Genomic DNA, 17,444 nt, shown 5'->3' on the forward strand with positions numbered 1-17,444 from the left:
TCCAGGATCCCGAACAAGCTCGAACTTATTCGATGTGGCGGCTCTTTCACTGGAGGGGTGGAACACAGGCGTGCAGCGCCAATCCTCCACCTGGAACCTGAGATACGGATTGTGCCTCCGCACTGAGGCGGTAGCTGCTTTCGCGGCGGGCAGCCGCCGCAGTGGCGAGGCACGGCCGTTTGCACTGCCGTAACTTTGTTGACCGGTTCAGGTGCCGCATTTTTATGCGAGGAGCGATTGCCGGTCTTTTGTGCACAATTTTTAACCTCGAAAGTGTGTCGTGTGTAAAAAATAGGCAGAAAAACTGCCTGAAAAGCCGCCATCCCATTTATGCCACAAAGTTGGCTCCGGCGTTTTTTGCACTGCAAAACCGCGGGATTCCGCGAAAGACTCTCCGAAAAAGCCAAGTTGGCACGGTCCTTGATTAGTAAGAGTCGACACCGGCCCGGGGCCACGACACGTGGTGAAGCCGAAGACCTGAGAAGATCCTTCCAGAGGGGGACAGAACCAGGCGCAGTTTCCGGGGTGGTAGGCCGAGCTTCTTCGACGGGAAGGGGCGCTAAGAAGGGGAATGGAACGAGCAATGAAAATAGTGATGGCCATCATCAAGCCGTTCAAGCTCGACGAAGTGCGCGATGCCTTGACCAGCATCGGCATCCAGGGGCTGACGGTGACTGAAGTGAAGGGCTATGGCCGCCAGAAGGGGCACACCGAAATCTATCGCGGCACCGAGTATGCCGTCAGCTTCCTGCCGAAGCTGAAGATTGAAGTCGCTGTGGATGCCGCCTCCGTCGACAAGGTCGTCGAAGTGATTTCCGGCGCTGCCAAGACCGGCCAGATCGGGGATGGGAAGATCTTCGTTCATTCGATCGATCAGGTCGTGCGCATCCGTACCGGCGAAACCGACGCCGAAGCTCTGTGATTTAGGTAAGGAAACGTATCATGAAAAAACTAGTCGCTAAGGGCGCGACGGCGCTGGCTCTGCTGAGCCTTACGGCTCTGCCGGTGCTTGCGCAGGATACCGAGGCTGCCGCTGCAGCTCCAGCCGCAGTCTCTCCCGAGGTTGCCTATATCTTCAATACGCTGCTGTTCCTCATCGGTGGTTTCCTGGTCATGTGGATGGCCGCCGGCTTCGCAATGCTTGAAGCCGGTCTCGTCCGCTCCAAGAACGTTTCGATGCAGTGCCTGAAGAACATTACGCTCTACGCCATCGCTGGCCTGATGTTCTGGATCACCGGTTACAACCTGATGTACACCGGCGTTGACGGCGGTTTCATGGGTTCCTTCGGCCCTTACGCGTTTGACGCCGTCGGCGGCGACGCACTCGACACCGGTTACTCCACGGCGTCCGACTGGTTCTTCCAGATGGTCTTCTGTGCGACCACCGCTTCGATCGTGTCCGGTACGCTCGCCGAGCGCATCAAGCTGTGGCCTTTCCTGGCATTCACCGTTGTCCTGACGGGCATCATCTACCCGATCACCGGTTCCTGGGAATGGGGCGGCGGCTGGCTCAACGGCGAAGCCGTGAAGGCTATCGGCGGCGCTGAGTTCTCCGACTTTGCCGGTTCCACTCTCGTTCACTCCGTCGGTGGCTGGGCTGCTCTGGCCGGTGCGGTTATCCTCGGTGCTCGTAAAGGCAAGTATGGTGCGGATGGCTCCGTGCACCCGTTCCCGGGTTCCTCCATGCCGCTCGCAACCCTCGGCACGTTCATCCTGTGGCTGGGTTGGTTCGGCTTCAACGGTGCGTCCCAGCTCGCTATGGGTTCCATCGGTGACGTCTCCGACATCTCCCGCATCTTCGCCAACACCAACATGGCTGCTGCTGCCGGTGTCGTCGTCGCGGTTATTCTCACCCAGATCCTCTACAAGAAGGTCGACGTGACCATGGCTCTGAACGGCGCTCTGGCAGGTCTGGTTGCCATCACCGCAGAACCGCTTGCCCCGAGCGTGTGGGTTTCCGTCTTCGTCGGCGGTGTCGGTGGCGTGATCGTGGTCTTCGCGGTTCCGATGCTCGACAAGCTGAAAATCGACGACGTCGTTGGCGCCATCCCGGTTCACCTGCTGGCAGGTATCTGGGGCACGCTCATCGTACCGCTGTCCAACTCCGACGCTTCCTACGTCACCCAGCTGATCGGTATCGTTTCCATCGGTGCGTTCACCCTGGTCGTAAGCTCGGTGATCTGGTTCGTCCTCAAGGCCACCATGGGTATCCGGGTGTCCGAGGAAGAAGAGGCCCTTGGTCTCGACAAGGTCGAAATCGGTGTGGAAGCCTATCCGGAATTCGGAACCGGCTCCGGCCGCCTCTAAGGCGGCGCCGACAAAAATCTCCCAGGCGGTCTATTGGCTCAGACCGCAAACTTGGAAAGCCCGGGGGCAACCCCGGGCTCTTTTTTTGGTTGGTTGCCCTGAGTTTCTGTTTTTGCCTAAAAAAATTGCGAATGATTACAAAATAATCGATCCACACGTTCCCTTTGGCGGGGCCTCCAAAGGTTTCGATTAAAAAATCGGCTGATTTCCGGGTCTTTTTTGAGCTTTTGCCCGTTTGGCATGCAGTTTGAATGCTGTGCGCTCCGAAACGCAAAAACAAACGGCAAATTGCCTATCTGGGGGTCAAAATGAATGAAACCGGGGTCGGGGCGGACGTCTTTTTCGTCCTTGTGGGAGCTATTCTCGTTTTCGCCATGCACGGCGGCTTCGCTTTTCTGGAAGTCGGCACCGTCCGGCAAAAGAACCAGGTCAACGCGCTGGTAAAAATCCTTGTCGACTTTGCCCTGTCGACAGTGGCGTATTTCTTCGTCGGATATGCGGTTGCCTACGGCACCACGTTCCTGGTGAACGCGGCGACCTTGTCAGGTGGTGGTGAAGGCTTCGAACTTCAGGGCCTGAGCCTGGTGAAGTTCTTCTTCCTCACAACATTTGCCGCCGCAATTCCGGCGATCATCTCCGGCGGTATCGCGGAACGCATGAAGTTCTGGCCGCAATGCCTGGCCACCGTTGCGCTGGTTGGCATCGTCTATCCGCTGTTCGAAGGTCTGGTCTGGAACGGCAATTTCGGGTTCCAGGGCTGGCTGGAAGCGACCTTCGGCGCGCCGTTCCATGACTTTGCAGGCTCTGTGGTGGTGCATGCGGTCGGCGGCTGGATCGCGCTCAGCGCCGTTCTGCTGCTGGGTGCCCGCATGGGCCGTTACGACCGCAACGGCCGTCCCATCGGTATTCCGCCCTCATCGCTGCCCTGGCTCGCCATGGGATCCTGGATGCTTTGTGTCGGCTGGTTCGGTTTCAACGTGATGACGGCTGCCTCTCTTGAGAGCATTTCCGGTCTTGTGGCGATCAACTCGTTGATGGCCATGGTTGGCGGCATTCTTGTGGCGCTGGTCGTCGGCCGGAATGATCCGGGCTTCGTGCACAACGGTGCGCTGGCCGGTCTCGTTGCCGTCTGTGCCGGTTCAGACGTCATGCACCCGATCGGCAGCCTGATCGTCGGGGGCGTTGCCGGCGGCATCTTCGTAATCGGTTTCGAGATCTGCCAGAACAAGCTGAAAATCGACGACGTTCTGGGTGTCTGGCCGCTGCATGGCATCTGCGGAGCGTGGGGTGGTATCGCCGCCGGTTTCTTCGGGCTCGAGGCCCTGGGTGGCCTTGGCGGTGTGTCTCCCGTTTCGCAGGTTATCGGCACGGTTCTGGGGGCGGTCTACGCCCTTGGGGCGGGTCTTGCCGTCTACGGTATCCTGAAAACGACGATGGGTCTGAGGCTATCTCAGGAAGACGAGCACCGCGGAGCGGATCTTTCGATCCACAAGATCAGCGCAAATCCGGAACACGATCTCGGGCGCTAGAATGGCCTGTCGCGCGCCGGGTAACGGCGCGCGGATCTCTCAGAAGTATTCGGGTTCTGTCAGATTTTTTGGATCGGCCCAAAACAGCCTCAGGCTGCTGTGCTTTCACTGATCAGCAGAGTGGCCAGGTTGTCATGGCTGTCGACAATCCGATGTGCACCGGCGGCAAGCAGCTGTTCCGCGTGGCCATCGTGACAATGACCGCCGCCGACAAAACCCCAAACCGTCATGCCGGCGGCAAGGCCCGCCTTCACGCCGTTGACACTGTCTTCCACGACAAGCGCGGCTTTCGGGTCCACACCCAGCTTATCCGCCGCGAACAAAAACAGATCGGGCGCGGGTTTGCCGTTGGTTACCTGCTCGCCTGAATAGATATGCGGCTCGAAATAAGGGAAGAGCCCCGTGTGCTGAAGCTTGTGGGTCAGCCGGTGCAGGCGGGAGGAGGAGGCGACGGCACGTGGGCCTTCATGGGCTGCCAGCAGCTGTTTGATGCCCTTGATTTCCGCCAGTTCGCGGTCGATCCGCGCCTGGGTGGCAGCGTCCAGATCCGGTCCGAATGTTGCTGGCAGCGGTCCCTTGCCAAGGGTCTGGTAATCCGCGTCGAGCGCCGCCCAGAAATCCGTGCTGCCCAGGCCCTGGAACCGGTCCATATACTCATGAAGCTCGTACTTCAGGCCGATCCGGGCCAGATGTTCGCGTTCGACATCGACATAGATGATTTCCGAATCCACCAGAACGCCGTCACAGTCGAACAGGATCGCTTCAAATGCCATGGATGAGGTGCCTTTCGGGTCGTTCTGGAAAAATTGGGGCAGGGACCGCCGGTTTCAATGCCGGATGTCGTCAGTGTGAGCCGTCGAACAGGCCTTTAACGACTTTTCGTTGAAACAATATGACAAGCAGGGCCGGAGGCACGAACGCGAGTACCGCCAGCATCAGTCCGCGCAGGCTGGAATTGCCGAAAAACTGCATGCCGCGCACCAAGGTGTAGGTGCTTTCCTCCGAGGTGACCATTACCGGCCACAGATACTGGTTCCAGCCGTTGACAAACATGACCAGGAACAGCGCGGCCGCTGTCGGCGCCGACAGGGGAACCAGAATGTCCTTGAAGAACTTCAGCGGACCAGCGCCGTCGATCCTGGCCGATTCCAGCAGCGCATCCGGAACCGTCATCAGGAACTGGCGGAAGAACAGCGTCCCAAGGCCGGAGGCGACCAGCGGCAGGATGAGGCCTGCACGCGTGTTGACGAGGCCAAGTTCGACGGTCACGGCATAGGTCGGCAGGAACCGGGATTCCAGAGGCAACAACAGGGTCAGCAGAAGCACGGCGAAGATGGCGCTGGCAAAGCGAACCCGAAAATAGATCAGCGCATAGGCTGTCATGAGGGACAGAACGACCTTCAGGGTCGCAAATCCAGCGCCCAGCAGGAAGGAATTCCACATCATCGACAATGCTGTGACGTCACCGGAAAAGCCCGCACCGGTCTGCAGAAAGTGTCCGTAGTTTTCCAGCGTGCCACTGCCCAGATCGAGCCTTGGACGGACCCTTCCGCCCTCATGAGTGGTTGCGGCGAAGATCGAATAGACAGGCAGCGTCATCACAAGCGCGCCGCCGATCAGGATCAGATGATCAAGAAGCTGGGCCTGCCAGCGCCGCCAGTTGGGCATATGAGACTGGTTCCTCAAATCGTTCCGAAGTAACCGGGGCGTGCTGCGGGGACGGAGCGGGGAAATCTCGACGTTGCCGGGGCAGGCGCCAAGACAGTTCCGCAGTGAGCAAATGCCCGGTTCAGATCCGTCGGTGAGACGGCGGCGAGGATCGCCGGGTGCAGAGTATTATGGATTGTGACGGGCGAGGGCAAGACGCAATTCGGTCTGCCTGCAGGTGCTGCCGGCGGGAGACGGGCTGGTTGGCCGGGCCGGAAAAGACCTCGTCCGATGACGTAGCGTTCCGAAAGTGCTGCCATTTTAGGAATGGCCGTTCTGGAAGTTGTTTTTACCCCGATCCTGTCCCTTGAGTGACAAGGAGCAGTTCTTCAGGCAATATTTCGCGGTATTACGAGACTTTCTTCATCTTGAAAGCCATGTTGCACATTTGGTGCTGGGGGGCGCGATATGACACGGATACTTCTTTATAATGGTGAGCTTGATTTTTTGACGCGGGGATATATGGCCGCGCATTCCGGTTACAGCTATTCCTCGACCGATGAAATTCTGGGTCATCTGGTTCAAAACGCGCCATCGGGTGGCTTCGGCGTGGTCGAGCTGGTCTTTCACAGCGGCGTTCCCGGTCAGGTGACCCTTCTGGATGCAGACTGCGTAGGCGGATTCACAGCGGCCAGTCCGGTCGGGATGGTGTCGCACAGTTCCGGGATGGAGAACTTCTGGAGAACGCTGGGCCAGTATATCCGCCCTGGCGGCGTCCTTTCCCTCAATGCCTGTTCGATCGCGGAGGGGCGCGCCGGCGGGCACCTGCTTCGGCATCTCTGCCGCGCTATCGGTGGTGGCAAGCGGGTTTGCGGTGGGCTGGGCGACCAGACCTCCGGTGTCTTCGAGTATAACAACGCCTCGCTCATGCGCGGTTATCCCTACTATTTTTAAGACCAGAGGGTTCGGGGCCGCCCCCTAGAGCACCACAATGCCGGAATGCTTGGCCTTGTGTTCCGGTTCGACGTGAATGGTGATCCGGGCTCCGGGGACATCTTCGACAATGGCAATCTCGATCCGGTCGCAGATCTCATGTGCCTTGTCGACGGACATTTCGCCCGGCACCACCAGGTGAAAATCGATGAAGGTGGATTTGCCGGCAATGCGAGTGCGCAGGTCGTGTGCCTCCAGGGCGCCTTCGCCATGTTCGGAAATCAGAACACGGATCTTGTCCAATGTGTCGTGCGAGGCGGCCTCGTCCATCAGTCCGCCGACGGATTCCTTGACGAGGCCCCAGCCGGACCAGAGAACGGTGAGGCCGACAAGAACCGCAAGCGCGGGATCCATGACTTTCCAGCCGGTGAGCATCACCAGCACAACACCGCCCAGAACCCCGACGGAGCTGACCACATCGGTCATCAGGTGCTTGCCGTCCGCAACAAGGGCAGGTGATCTTGCGTGTTTGCCGTATTTCATCAGGTAGCGCGCCCAGGCGCCGTTGATGACGGCGGCAAGCAGGTTCATGCCGATACCGGCTGGCGAATATTCCGGACTGTCGCCACTGATGAAGCCGAGCCACGCCGCGCGGAAAATCGACAGGGCGGCAAGCACGATCATAACGCCGACGAGAACCGCCGCGAAATACTCAACCTTGTCGTGGCCGTAGGGGTGGTTGCTGTCGGCGGGTTTGGCGGCGAACCAGACGGCTGCAAGCGTTGCGATGGCGGACGCGATATTGACCGTTGTTTCCAACGCGTCGGAATAAAGCGCTATGGAGCCGGTCAGCAGGTAGGCGCCGATCTTGAGACCGAGAACGACCACACCGAAAACGATGCTCAATAAGGCTATCTGAAGCCTGCGCTTCAACTTCATGCGTTCCCCCAGGACCGATTTGCTTCACCAGACGCCGGCAAAGCAGAGAACCTGACCGGCCACTGGGTCTTGCAAACGGTGCGCCAACAAGGCGTTCACGGTTCAACGGGCGGCCGAACGGGGCAAGGGGTAGCAGTTTTCTCGGGGGTTACAACCCGGCTTTGAAGTCGATGGGCTCGTTTTTCAGAGGGAATTGATATTTGGCCACACCACAGCGGCGGTTCACAGACCGCCGCTCTTGGTCATGGTTGCCGCGCCGATGATCCGGCCGGGCCCGTCGGGATTCTCAAGCTGCACGACAACTGCGCAGCGGGCGTCGCCTTTCAGCATCAGTTTGGACTTCGGCATGCGGAATGTCTCCTGGCCGCCGGACCACATCCCCATCGGCTGCAGATTGCGCACCACGTTGACGTAACGCACCTTGCGGCCCGCGTTTTCGCCACGGCCGATATCCACGAGGGCTTCATCCTGCATGCGCAGGAAATAGACGGTCGCCATGTTGAAGCCCTTGGGCAGGGAGCCATTCACCGTTGCCTGGACGACCATGTCGGTAATCTTCAGGTCGATTGTCGCGGTAAAGGGGTCGGTACGTGCCAGCGCGGCCCTTACATCGCCTTCGCGGCTACCGACGACGTGTTCTTCGCCGTTGATCACCATTTGCGGGGTGTAGACCGACCGGTCGCCGCGCCGCGCGGCATAGGCCCGCTGACGCTGCGAGTTGACGGGACTTGCCAGCGTGTCCTTCCAGCCGAGATAATCCCAGTAGTCGACGGGCATCACCATGGTCAGGATGTTGTTATCTTCCTGCACCAGCTTTTCCGCCAGCCGATCGGCCGGCGGGCACGAGGAGCAGCCTTGGCTGGTAAAGAGTTCGATGACTTTTTCGGGTTGCGCCTGCGCGCCGTTGATTGGCGCGGCCAGGGCAACTATTCCGCCGGTTACAATAAGCGCGGTGCGGAGGGCCTTGCCGGCCTTCCGGGAAAACGATCCCACCATTTGGCTCAATTCCTTGTTCGATTGCCCCTAAAATATGCAATGGAGCACTCAACCGAAAGTCACGAGCGGGTGACTTTCGTCTTAGACGGCCTCATTCGCGCGTTTGTGACAAGGCCTCACCATTTGGCGTGCCAGGCGTCTTGTGGAAAATACAGGCCGAAACGGGCGTTAGCGTTCTGGCCTGTCTGGCTTTCGTGGCCTGCGATGGTGGATTGTCTCGGGGGGAGAATCATGTGTTCTGGTGTCTCGCGCCAGCCTGCCGCCTCCTTCGCTTGAGGGCGCTGGCTGATCGTTACCCGTGGTTCTGGCTGTTGAAACTGGAGACAAGTGCCCCTGTCTGGCGAACGTACCAAAGGTCAAGAGATCCATGACTTTGCGGTTCTGACGAGTGCCGCCCTGCCGTGGATGACCGGACCATCCTTCATCTCGCTGTGGCACGCCTGCGGGTTGGCAACGCTTGGCTATCGGGTTGTCTATGTTCTTCCCTGGCTGGATGAGGTTTCACAGCAACGGCTGTGGGGCGAGACCCGTTTCGTCGATTTTGACGAGCAGGTCGACTGGCTCCAGACGGAACTTGAAGCCTTCGGACCCTACAAATTTCCGGAATGCCGGCCTTATCGGGCAAGGTTTGTGGCAGGCATGGGGTCGATCGTGCCGATGGAAGACGTCTACCGCGCCGCGCCGCCGGCCCGGTGCCTGATCGCGAGCGAGCCGGAGCATCTGTGCTGGTATCCGGTAACGACCGGGCGCAGAGGCATCCGGGCGGACAAGACGATCGGCCTCAGTATGACGGATTATGAAACCTACATCCGCATGTCCGGGTTGCCGTTTCCAAACAGCCTCGCCCGGCTGGTATCTTATCTGCACGGCCGCGCCCTGCGGCTGCGCATCGATCTGCCCCTCAGCCTGTCGCCCGCCCTCACCCTGCCGGGCATCACCATGCCCGTGGAACGGGTGACCGGTGTCATGCCCGGTTACGCGCAGGTGCCTCTCGTTACGCAGGAAACCGAAGGGATCTATTTTCTCGGGGCTTTCCTATGGGAGAAAGGCCTGGACGACCTCGCCCGCATCGCTGCGCGTGCAAAAAGGCCCATCGATGTCATTGGCGGCGGACGCGATGAAGCAGAGTTTCGTGCCTTCGCACGAGAGGAAGGCGCGGATTTGCGGTTCTTCGGACCAAACCGGCGGTTCTGGTCCGATATCGGACGATACCGGGTGATGGTGAACCCTTCACGCAGCGAAATCCTGTGCACGGCAACCGCCGATGCGCTGGTTGCCGGCCGACATGTCATCCTGCCGGACTGTCCGGGCAATCTTCCCTACAAGGCCTATCCCAATGCCCATTTCTACACCGAACTGGAAGGGGCTCTCGAGGCGCTGGAGTATGCGTTGACGACTGTGCCGGTGCCGCCCATTGCCGCGCGCGAAGACTTCGACTGGATGAGCGCATGCCGTCGGCTGGTCCATCTTGCCGGGCTGGAAAGACGAGATTGATCCTAAAGGCTCGTGTTATCGCCGGGACACCGGGACGCACAGGCGTATCGGCTGCTCGCAAACCGAGATCTGCGCAGGGGCATGCGCGACGATATCGCCGTCGGCCTGTATCGGGTCGCCCCGGGGACCCAGGATTTCGACTGTTCTGGCCGGCTGTTGGGCAACGAGACCAAGCCGCAGGAGCAGGCCTGCCGGTATCAGCAGAAAGCGTCCGAAGACAGACAGAGCGCTGCCTGGAGGAAATATCGTTGCGCAAAAAGACGGGTTGGCGAGGTCGCATTTCGGTGCGAGGACAAATGTCCCGCCATATCGTTTGCCACGGCTGACGATCAGCGTCGCTGCCTTTTCTGGCTCATCGTCCAGCCGGACGTCCACCGGCGGGCAGGACCATCGCCGCAGTGTCCGGAAAACTTCGATCAGATAGGCGGCCTTGCCGAAGCGGGTCTTGGTGGCACGGCTGAGATCCGAAACAACCTGGGCGTCCAGCCCGATGCCGGCCATCATCATGAAGCGGTGCCCGTTGACCTGGCCCGGCCGGATCTTAAGGATGCGCGCTTCCGCAAGGCAGTTCGCGATCCGGTGTGGATCCGTGCCGATGCCGAGCTCGTGCGCCAGCACGTTCGCTGTGCCGAGCGGTATGAGCCCCAGGGGCGGCGTCTGCGGGCCGGCACCCTGGATTGCATCGTTGATCGTGCCATCGCCGCCCGCGATTGCCAGGATATCGGCGTTGTCTGATGTCGTTTCCCGAACGAAACCGGCGGCATCGCCCGCCTTCGTCGTGATCAGGATTTCGCACGTGTGACCGCGTGCCTCAAGCAGCGCCATTACCGCCTTGAAACGCTTCTCGCGCTTGCGGCCTGTGCGGGGATTGTAGACGACCCTGATCTTCAGGCCATGCTCTTGAGGGCGGCTGCCGCCCGTCACAGGGCCCTGGTCGTCCTCAGGCATCGGTCAGGCTCTGGACACGTGCCGGGCGTGCGGCAATTCACCGGCCGGCTGCAAGGAGCCTGCTGCCGGAACACGGGAAGCGGCGATGCGGTCCATGATCTCAAGAATGTCGGCAGGCGAAGTATTGGCGGCAACCGGTTGCCGCGCCTGGCCACTCTCGACGGCGGACATGGCCGCCTTGAAGCTCTCGCTGAAATCGGAGGACGTCGAAAAGGCCTGTCCGGCTCCCGTCTTCGTCACGTGGCGCAGGACCGCAGCTTCCTGCGGCAGCGCCAGGCTCTTGTCGAGCAGCATGGATACGCCAAGTGCCATGGCTTCGCTGGTGCTGCCCGGACCCGGCTTGCCGATGAAGAGATCGCTGGCGGAAAGATACTGGGCGACCTTGTCGGTAAACCCGAGAACCTGGACCGGAAACGGCAGGTCCATGGCGCGCAGCTGATCGGCAAGCGCTTCGTTCCGGCCGCAAAGAAACACCACCTGGGCGTTATGCGGAATGTCGCGCATCGCGGTTGCCAGTTCGATCATGCGCATACTGCCCTGGGCGCCATAGAGCACGGTCACGACAGGTCTGGAAGGATCGAGATCCAGTGCTTCCCGGCTGGAGCGTTGGGTGGGGTCGGTGAATTCCGGCCGGATCAGCAAGCCGCCCATCGCATGGATCTTGCCGGCAAGCTTAGGCAGTTTTTCGGCATTCCGCAGGGCGTCCTGCGTGCCACAAATTGCGTGGTAGTCGGCCCGGTTGGGAAACCAGACACCCTTCGCCAGCTCTGCCCAGTCCGTGATCATGACGGCGCCTTCCGGCAACGGGCCTTCCGTTATGCCAGCGCGGTAGCGTTTAAGCGCCTCCAGCATCACCCGGTTGCCGAGCGGCATGACCGACAGCACGATGTCCGGGCGAATGTCTTCGAAATGCCGGGAAAGAATACTGATGGCCGGCGGTTCACAGAAGACGTAGTTCAGGCGCAAGGCTGCATAAAACAGCCAGCAGGTGAGGCCGGTACGTCCCTGACGCAAGATGACCTCGTTGTAGATATTCTCGCCTGTGCGTGATCCGAAGCGGCTGAAGAGGTCGAGATGCGGGATCAGCGATGTATAGGGATTTATCAGGCTGACCCGGTATCTGCCGGACCCTTCGAGGCATGCTTTCAGGGCGAAGGCGCTGGCCCTGTGGCCACCGCCTGCGTCCGTATAGATCACTGCCACATGGACGGGTTCCGTCATGCACCACCTTCTGAAGATGTACCGGCCGGGGAAGTGCCGGACTTCGGCAGGACCAGATGCTCCCGGGTCATCGGGACATCGTTTTTCAGGCCCCTGGTCATCAGCAGATGGTACAGCCGGTTGTCGCCCCAGCTGAAGGAGGAACTTGCGACTTCCAGATACAGACGGAAGCTTCTGACGAAGGTGTCGTCATACATTTCGCGGATACGGTCGATATTGGCGTCGAAATTGGCGAGCCAGTATTTGACCGTCGGTGGATAGTGCAGCCGGATATTCTCAAGGTCGATCATGTAGAGATCATTGTTGCCGGCAGCCTCGACCATGGTCGTCAGCGGCGATGCCTGCGTTCCCGGGAAGATGTATTTGTCGATCCAGGGGTCGATCGGCCGGGGGATTTCGTTGCCGATCGTGTGGACGAAGGCAAGGCCCTGTGGCTTGAGAATGTGTGCGATCCGTTCGAAGACCGGTGCGATCTGGGCATTGCCCATGTGTTCGACCATGCCGATCGAGGCAACCTTGTCGTAAAGGCCGTCCGCTTCGCGTGCGTCCTGCAGGCGGATCTCGATCTTGTCGGAGAGGCCGCGCTCGGCGATCTTCTGAATCGCATAGTCGCGCTGTTCTGCCGAAATGGTGAAGCCTACGCCCGTGATGCCGTAGTTTTCGGCGGCATACATCAGGAACCCGCCCCAGCCGCAACCGAGATCGGCAACATGTTCACTCGGCTTCAGGCACAGCTTGCGGCAAACCAGTTCCAGCTTGTTGTTCTGTGCTTCATCCAGCGTGTTGTCGGGTGAGGTGAAATAGGCACAGGTGTAGATCATGCCCTTTCCGAGCAGGATCTCGTAAAAATCGTTGCCGATGTCGTAGCTGAAGGAAATGTTCTCGCGCGAGCGGGCAATGGTGTTGCGTGCGCGCAGGAAATGAAAGGCCAGTTTAATCCGCAGCATCAACGACATGGGCCGTTCCGCGAAATCGATGGCAAAGCCCAGGTAGAAGAGCTTCTTGATGTCGCCTTCCACCTCGATGTCGCCCAGCATGTAGCTCTCGCCAAAGCCCATGAAGGCATCCGAAAGCACCCTGGAGAGGGCCCGCTCGTTCTTGAAATGCAGAATGAACTCTGGCTCGGTCCCGATGGAGAAGCCGGTTCCGTCCCAGTAGCGGACCTCGAACTGCGCATCGGGAGAGGCCGCAGACATGGCTTCTGCGAGCTGGCGAATAACGTCTTTCATTGGCGGGCTTTCTAAATCAATGAAGAGAATTTGCAGGACGGCGTTTGGGTCCGCTGATCGCGGTCCAAAGCGAAATGATGCTGTCCCGGTACTCGGGAATGGTGCGCTTCAGCTCCTCGTGGAGCGCGGGCAGATTGTGATAGGGCACCCCGGGATACATGTGATGCGCCGTATGAAAGCGGAAGCCGACCGGCTGCACGATCAGGGCCAGAGGAGACTCGATCGTGAAGCTGTCGATCATCTGGTCTTCCCGTCCGGAGGTTTCGGCCAGGCGTTCCAGTTCATGTTCCAGCGGGATACGCGCGGTCAAAAGCGCCCAGCCCAGAACCAGGACGGCATAATAGAAAGGCAGCGCCGCGGGGAAGAAGATGATTGCCGCAATGAAGAGCGCGAGCGTAACCCGGGCGTGCCGGGTCACTTCGGCCTGCTGTTCCGGTGTCAGGGCGGAGCTGAGCGAAAAGCCGAGCTTCTCCGTCGCCCAGCGATCGAGCGCAGCTTCGACCCGGAACGCACCGAGCGCGGCGGTCACCGTCATCAGAAGGTTGGTAAAGGGCACCACAAAGGGGATCACGAGCAGAACCATGGCCATGGCAAACGCATTGCCGCGCACGAGCGGGTATTGCGGATCCTCGGGCGTTCCGAAAATCCCGAGCCGATGATGGGCCAGATGCGGCAGTTGAAACCGCAGCGGCGGAACCATCACGATGAGCGCCACGGTCCAGGTGTAGAGCGCCCGGAAACCGCGCAGCTTGTCGTCCTTGATGTGTACGATTTCGTGGCAGAAAAGTCCTGCGCGGTGCAGGCCGAATGTCGCGAGCAGCCAGGGCAGGATAACCATCGGCCAGGAGGCGTTCAGACCCCACGCAAACCCAACGACAAAAAGCGCCAGATAAAAGCAGAAATCGCGATAGTAGATGGCTGGTCGCGGTATGAAATAGTCACGGGCAATCATGTCGTTCCAACCTTCAGCGATAGGGTCGAGCAAGCAGCACTAGCTTAGGCTTGCGTCTCAGATCAAGCCTGTATTGAAGGCCGCGACACCCATCATGTAGTGAATCAGGATCACACCGGCGATGTTCTGATGCCTGATGTAGATCCAGCCGAAGATAAATCCGGTGCCGATTGTCATCAGCACGGCCGGAATGCCGAAATGAAGGTGGAACATTCCGAACAGCACCGAGGCGAGAAGGACCGACCGCCATTTGCCCTGGTCTCCCAGGAAACGCTGGAAGGAAGACTGCAGAAAGCCCCTGGCGATGATTTCCTGCAGGGCACTGTGAAGAAAGTAGCTCAGTGTTCCCAGCAGGTTGAAAGGCAGTGGTTTGCCGGGCAGCGCGTCGAAATATTTGAGCACTGCCGCCAGTCCCCAGGCAAAGATGCAGAGCCCGACCGAAATGATCGCGCCCTCGATCAGGGATTTCTTCAGGCCGACGGTTGTCAGCCCGAGCGCCGAAATCGAAATGCCCATGTGCCGGATGACAAAGAGGCTTGGCACCATCAGGATGGCGAGATACTGCCAGGCGAAGACTTCGGTGTAGACGTCCACGTTGACGATCGTCCGCGCCAGGACGTTGTTCACCAGCGTGCCGATGGACATCATGATCAGCGAATAGACGAAAAACTTGCCGAACTGCTGCTGTTCGTTCCGGAGGTCCAGTTCGCGCTGCAGGGCTGCGACATGCTCCTGCGTGGAGGCACGCATGCGCCGTGTCACGAAGGATGCCAGTGCCCCCTTGAATTCTGCAAGTCTGGCTTCGCCATCGGCCAGTTCGAGGATACGCTCCGGCTCGATTTCAAGCACGGCACCGGCTGTTTCAGCACGCACGGTTGCCGAGCGTGGTTCACCGTCGAGAAGCGCCATTTCGCCGAAAGGTTGCCCCGGCCCAATTTCAGCAACACGGTGGTCCGAGGCCGTGCCGTCGCCCTTGCGGTAAATGCCGAAGGTGCCTTCGAGAACGATGTAGAGCCCGTCGCTTGTCTCGCCCTCGACGATGACGTCCTCATGTGCCGCGACCGGCACCCTTCGCGAGGCCGCCCGTACCGCATCGGCGACCCGCTGCGGCATGAACTCCGTCATCCTCTGAAAGATCGTTTCAAGATCTTCCGTTTCCTGGACCTTTTCTTCAACGGGGATGGAAGCCGTGCGCATGGGGTTACCCTACCTCGTGGTCCTGAACCAGCGGCCGCCGAAAAACAGAAGCACGACGATCGGCATCAGCAGGACGTGGTAGCTGCCATAGAGGCCAAGACCCCAGAACCCCGGGCTCTGCATCGGGATCATCGCTGATACGCCCAGCGTGAGAAGGATGCCGGCGATCATCGGCAGCGTTCCCCTGTTCTGGCGGAACCGGACAACGCTCAGCACCAGCAGGAATATCAGGCCAGCGGAATAATAGAGGATCACGGACAGAAAATCGTCGGAGGTCAGGATCATGAAGACTGGCCAGAGTGCGCCCAGCACGCCGGCAGCCACAAATCCCTGGCGCAGCGGCGAGGAAAGGTACTGAAAGCTGGCCGCGACGATCATGCTGAGACTGCCCAGAACGATGACGATGCGCGTTGCGATCACAAGCGGACGGTGCGCTTCGTGACCGATTGTTTCGAAAAACCCGTGGTCAATGGCACCCAGCATCGAGGCAAGCCCGATCAATGCCAGTGTCAGGCTCCAGATCCAGGCAGGTGAGAAGGTCTGAATGCCCGGACGCAGGCTCAGGCCGGCGAGAAAAAACAGCTCGCAGGCAAGGATCACATCAGTCAGGGCTGAAAGGACGAGTTCGGAAAGCAACAAGAATACTCATGGTTGGCGCCAATCTGACGGGTGGCGGCTGGCGGTATCCGGCCTGAAATTGGCCGGTTCGCCGCAATAATCCGTCGTCAGCATTGAGATTATGTTAAGCGGCTCGCCGCAGCGAGACGCGGAATTTGGTGCGTCAGGATGTTGCCTCGTTCGGTGTTTGTGCGGACCGCTTTCCCTTGACCCATGATTTCAGCGCCCGCTCCGCCGGCATCTCATAAATGCGGTAGAGGAAGATCGAAAACACTGCCGTGATGCACAGCGATACCGGAAAGAAAACGATATCCGCCGGGATGGACGGCCTGAGGAAGATGTTCATCAGGTGAAGCGACGGCTGGTGCACAAGATAGAAGGCGAAAGAGGCATTGCCGAGAAGCACGAGCGGGCGGGTTGAAAACACCCTTGTGAGTGCGGCGCCTTCCGTCAGATGTGCATAGAAGAACAGTGTGATGACCGGCAGGTAGAACAGGGAATAGCGGAAGGGATCCGGGACATCCGGTGCCAGCCACATCGCCAGGAACAGAAGAAGATAGCTGAGTGGCTGCACTGCGCCGGGCAGCCGGACGCCGCGACGCCAGACCTCATGCAGAACCATGCCGACCAGAAACTCCAGAATGCGGAAGCCGGGAAAGACATAGAACAGCCAATGCGAGAACGGGTATTTGCCGAAGAAGATCACATCGCCCAGGAATACCTGAACCAGCAGGGCGGAAACGAACACCACCACACCGAGCCCCAGTGTGACCGCCACAAGCTTTCGCGGTGAAAACGCAACCAGGCCGAAGAAGCACACATAGAAAAACATTTCATCCGACAGCGACCAGGACGGTGCGTTGAGAGAGAAATAGATCGAGGAAACCGGAATCCAGCTCTGCAGGTAGGTCAAATTCAGAACCGTCTTGATGACGCTGAATTCTTCCGAGTAGATCGCCTCGACCTGCATGATCGAGAAATAGAGAAACGGCAATCCTGTGAGGAAATGCAGAGGTGTCAGACGGGCAATGCGCAGCAGGAAGTAGTCGCGAAAGGACATCGTGCCGGCAAGGATTCTCGTCTTGTAGGACTGCGTCAGCACGAAGCCGGACAGGATGAAGAAGAAAGAGACGCCGACATAGCCCTGTTCGGCGATTGTCTTGACGAAGTCGCCGCTGGTATCCCAGCGGAAATGAACGCCAAATACCAGCAAGGCTGCGAAGAAGCGCAGTCCGGTCAGTTGTTCCAGTCGAACCTTTGCCGCGCCGTCGGTCACGTTCATGCGCAAATCATCCCCTCAATTAACCCAGGGACACTAATGACCGCAGGCTTCCGGGAAATCTATGCCAGCGTCGATTTTATTATGGGTAAATGAACTGATGCGGCGGGTCCGATTCAGTCAGTCGAAGATTTTCTGCAGGTTCCCGCGCCAAC

Annotated in this window: 16 protein-coding genes; 5 read left to right on the top strand and 11 right to left on the bottom strand. The window is 59.4% G+C overall.

What is annotated here, in order from left to right; translation table 11 throughout:
* Positions 1–583 precede the first annotated feature (583 nt).
* The 3 genes from ACP90_RS02150 (at position 584) to ACP90_RS02160 (ending at position 3,836) form a co-directional block, all read left to right on the top strand.
* Positions 584–922, top strand: coding sequence for a P-II family nitrogen regulator (locus ACP90_RS02150; protein WP_006938248.1), 339 nt, complete (start codon positions 584–586; stop codon positions 920–922).
* Between the two features lie 20 nt (positions 923–942).
* The gene (locus tag ACP90_RS02155; protein ID WP_062486441.1) at positions 943–2,307 is read left to right on the top strand and encodes an ammonium transporter; all 1,365 of its coding nucleotides are present in this window, start codon (positions 943–945) and stop codon (positions 2,305–2,307) included.
* Positions 2,308–2,615: 308 nt separating this feature from the next.
* Positions 2,616–3,836, top strand: coding sequence for an ammonium transporter (locus ACP90_RS02160; protein ID WP_062491269.1), 1,221 nt, complete (start codon positions 2,616–2,618; stop codon positions 3,834–3,836).
* Between the two features lie 89 nt (positions 3,837–3,925).
* Here ACP90_RS02160 and ACP90_RS02165 read toward each other — a convergent pair whose 3' ends face one another.
* Together ACP90_RS02165 and ACP90_RS02170 are read right to left on the bottom strand one after the other, a co-directional pair.
* Positions 3,926–4,609, bottom strand: coding sequence for an HAD family hydrolase (locus ACP90_RS02165; protein WP_062486444.1), 684 nt, complete (start codon positions 4,607–4,609; stop codon positions 3,926–3,928).
* Between the two features lie 70 nt (positions 4,610–4,679).
* Positions 4,680–5,504 carry an ABC transporter permease subunit gene (locus ACP90_RS02170; RefSeq protein ID WP_062486447.1) on the bottom strand — a complete coding sequence of 275 codons (825 nt, stop codon included), beginning with the start codon at positions 5,502–5,504 and terminating at the stop codon, positions 4,680–4,682.
* 447 nt (positions 5,505–5,951) lie between these two features.
* On the opposite strand from ACP90_RS02170, the gene ACP90_RS02175 reads away from it, so the two are divergent.
* On the top strand, positions 5,952–6,437 hold the full coding sequence (locus ACP90_RS02175) for a hypothetical protein (protein ID WP_023002729.1): 486 nt from the start codon (positions 5,952–5,954) through the stop codon (positions 6,435–6,437).
* Positions 6,438–6,461: 24 nt separating this feature from the next.
* On the opposite strand, the gene ACP90_RS02180 is transcribed toward ACP90_RS02175, so the two are convergent.
* Positions 6,462–7,355, bottom strand: a complete 894-nt coding sequence (locus ACP90_RS02180) for a cation diffusion facilitator family transporter (RefSeq protein WP_208993435.1) — start codon at positions 7,353–7,355, stop codon at positions 6,462–6,464.
* A gap of 222 nt (positions 7,356–7,577) precedes the next feature.
* Positions 7,578–8,351: a DUF1223 domain-containing protein gene (locus ACP90_RS02185; RefSeq protein WP_062486450.1), complete on the bottom strand. Its 774-nt coding sequence runs from the start codon at positions 8,349–8,351 to the stop codon at positions 7,578–7,580.
* Positions 8,352–8,678: 327 nt separating this feature from the next.
* Here ACP90_RS02185 and ACP90_RS02190 point away from each other — a divergent pair, with 327 nt between their 5' ends.
* Complete coding sequence (locus tag ACP90_RS02190) at positions 8,679–9,845, top strand: hypothetical protein (protein WP_201030444.1); 1,167 nt, start codon at positions 8,679–8,681, stop codon at positions 9,843–9,845.
* Positions 9,846–9,860: 15 nt separating this feature from the next.
* Here ACP90_RS02190 and ACP90_RS02195 read toward each other — a convergent pair whose 3' ends face one another.
* From ACP90_RS02195 to ACP90_RS02225, 7 genes are all read right to left on the bottom strand, one after another.
* On the bottom strand, positions 9,861–10,793 hold the full coding sequence (locus ACP90_RS02195; RefSeq protein WP_062486456.1) for a diacylglycerol kinase family protein: 933 nt from the start codon (positions 10,791–10,793) through the stop codon (positions 9,861–9,863).
* A 3-nt stretch (positions 10,794–10,796) separates the two neighbouring features.
* The gene (locus ACP90_RS02200; protein ID WP_062486459.1) at positions 10,797–12,014 is read right to left on the bottom strand and encodes a glycosyltransferase; all 1,218 of its coding nucleotides are present in this window, start codon (positions 12,012–12,014) and stop codon (positions 10,797–10,799) included.
* Complete coding sequence (locus tag ACP90_RS02205) at positions 12,011–13,243, bottom strand: cyclopropane-fatty-acyl-phospholipid synthase family protein (RefSeq protein ID WP_062486463.1); 1,233 nt, start codon at positions 13,241–13,243, stop codon at positions 12,011–12,013. Before ACP90_RS02205 ends, ACP90_RS02200 begins: the two co-directional genes overlap by 4 nt.
* A gap of 16 nt (positions 13,244–13,259) precedes the next feature.
* Entirely contained in the window at positions 13,260–14,195 is a 936-nt protein-coding gene (locus ACP90_RS02210; RefSeq protein WP_055659916.1) for a fatty acid desaturase, read from the bottom strand.
* A gap of 57 nt (positions 14,196–14,252) precedes the next feature.
* Positions 14,253–15,392: a cyclic nucleotide-binding domain-containing protein gene (locus ACP90_RS02215; RefSeq protein WP_062486465.1), complete on the bottom strand. Its 1,140-nt coding sequence runs from the start codon at positions 15,390–15,392 to the stop codon at positions 14,253–14,255.
* A gap of 9 nt (positions 15,393–15,401) precedes the next feature.
* The gene (locus ACP90_RS02220) at positions 15,402–16,031 is read right to left on the bottom strand and encodes a hypothetical protein (protein WP_145915707.1); all 630 of its coding nucleotides are present in this window, start codon (positions 16,029–16,031) and stop codon (positions 15,402–15,404) included.
* 142 nt (positions 16,032–16,173) lie between these two features.
* Positions 16,174–17,292 (bottom strand): acyltransferase, encoded by a 1,119-nt coding sequence (locus ACP90_RS02225; RefSeq protein WP_062486471.1) that lies wholly within the window; start codon positions 17,290–17,292, stop codon positions 16,174–16,176.
* Positions 17,293–17,444 lie beyond the last annotated feature (152 nt).

The sequence above is a fragment of the Labrenzia sp. CP4 genome (genome assembly GCF_001579905.1).
GTDB classification, from domain to species: Bacteria; Pseudomonadota; Alphaproteobacteria; order Rhizobiales; family Stappiaceae; genus Roseibium; species Roseibium algicola.

What these genes read in the sequence shown, in the direction of transcription:
- ACP90_RS02205 (WP_062486463.1), bottom strand. Translation starts at nt 13,243, where the DNA reads ATGAAAGACGTTATTCGCCAGCTCGCAGAAGCCATGTCTGCGGCCTCT.
- ACP90_RS02210 (WP_055659916.1), bottom strand. Translation starts at nt 14,195, where the DNA reads ATGATTGCCCGTGACTATTTCATACCGCGACCAGCCATCTACTATCGC.
- ACP90_RS02180 (WP_208993435.1), bottom strand. Translation starts at nt 7,355, where the DNA reads ATGAAGTTGAAGCGCAGGCTTCAGATAGCCTTATTGAGCATCGTTTTC.
- ACP90_RS02200 (WP_062486459.1), bottom strand. Translation starts at nt 12,014, where the DNA reads ATGACGGAACCCGTCCATGTGGCAGTGATCTATACGGACGCAGGCGGT.
- ACP90_RS02165 (WP_062486444.1), bottom strand. Translation starts at nt 4,609, where the DNA reads ATGGCATTTGAAGCGATCCTGTTCGACTGTGACGGCGTTCTGGTGGAT.
- ACP90_RS02185 (WP_062486450.1), bottom strand. Translation starts at nt 8,351, where the DNA reads ATGGTGGGATCGTTTTCCCGGAAGGCCGGCAAGGCCCTCCGCACCGCG.
- ACP90_RS02160 (WP_062491269.1), top strand. Translation starts at nt 2,616, where the DNA reads ATGAATGAAACCGGGGTCGGGGCGGACGTCTTTTTCGTCCTTGTGGGA.
- ACP90_RS02170 (WP_062486447.1), bottom strand. Translation starts at nt 5,504, where the DNA reads ATGCCCAACTGGCGGCGCTGGCAGGCCCAGCTTCTTGATCATCTGATC.
- ACP90_RS02195 (WP_062486456.1), bottom strand. Translation starts at nt 10,793, where the DNA reads ATGCCTGAGGACGACCAGGGCCCTGTGACGGGCGGCAGCCGCCCTCAA.
- ACP90_RS02225 (WP_062486471.1), bottom strand. Translation starts at nt 17,292, where the DNA reads ATGAACGTGACCGACGGCGCGGCAAAGGTTCGACTGGAACAACTGACC.
- ACP90_RS02175 (WP_023002729.1), top strand. Translation starts at nt 5,952, where the DNA reads ATGACACGGATACTTCTTTATAATGGTGAGCTTGATTTTTTGACGCGG.
- ACP90_RS02215 (WP_062486465.1), bottom strand. Translation starts at nt 15,392, where the DNA reads ATGCGCACGGCTTCCATCCCCGTTGAAGAAAAGGTCCAGGAAACGGAA.
- ACP90_RS02155 (WP_062486441.1), top strand. Translation starts at nt 943, where the DNA reads ATGAAAAAACTAGTCGCTAAGGGCGCGACGGCGCTGGCTCTGCTGAGC.
- ACP90_RS02150 (WP_006938248.1), top strand. Translation starts at nt 584, where the DNA reads ATGAAAATAGTGATGGCCATCATCAAGCCGTTCAAGCTCGACGAAGTG.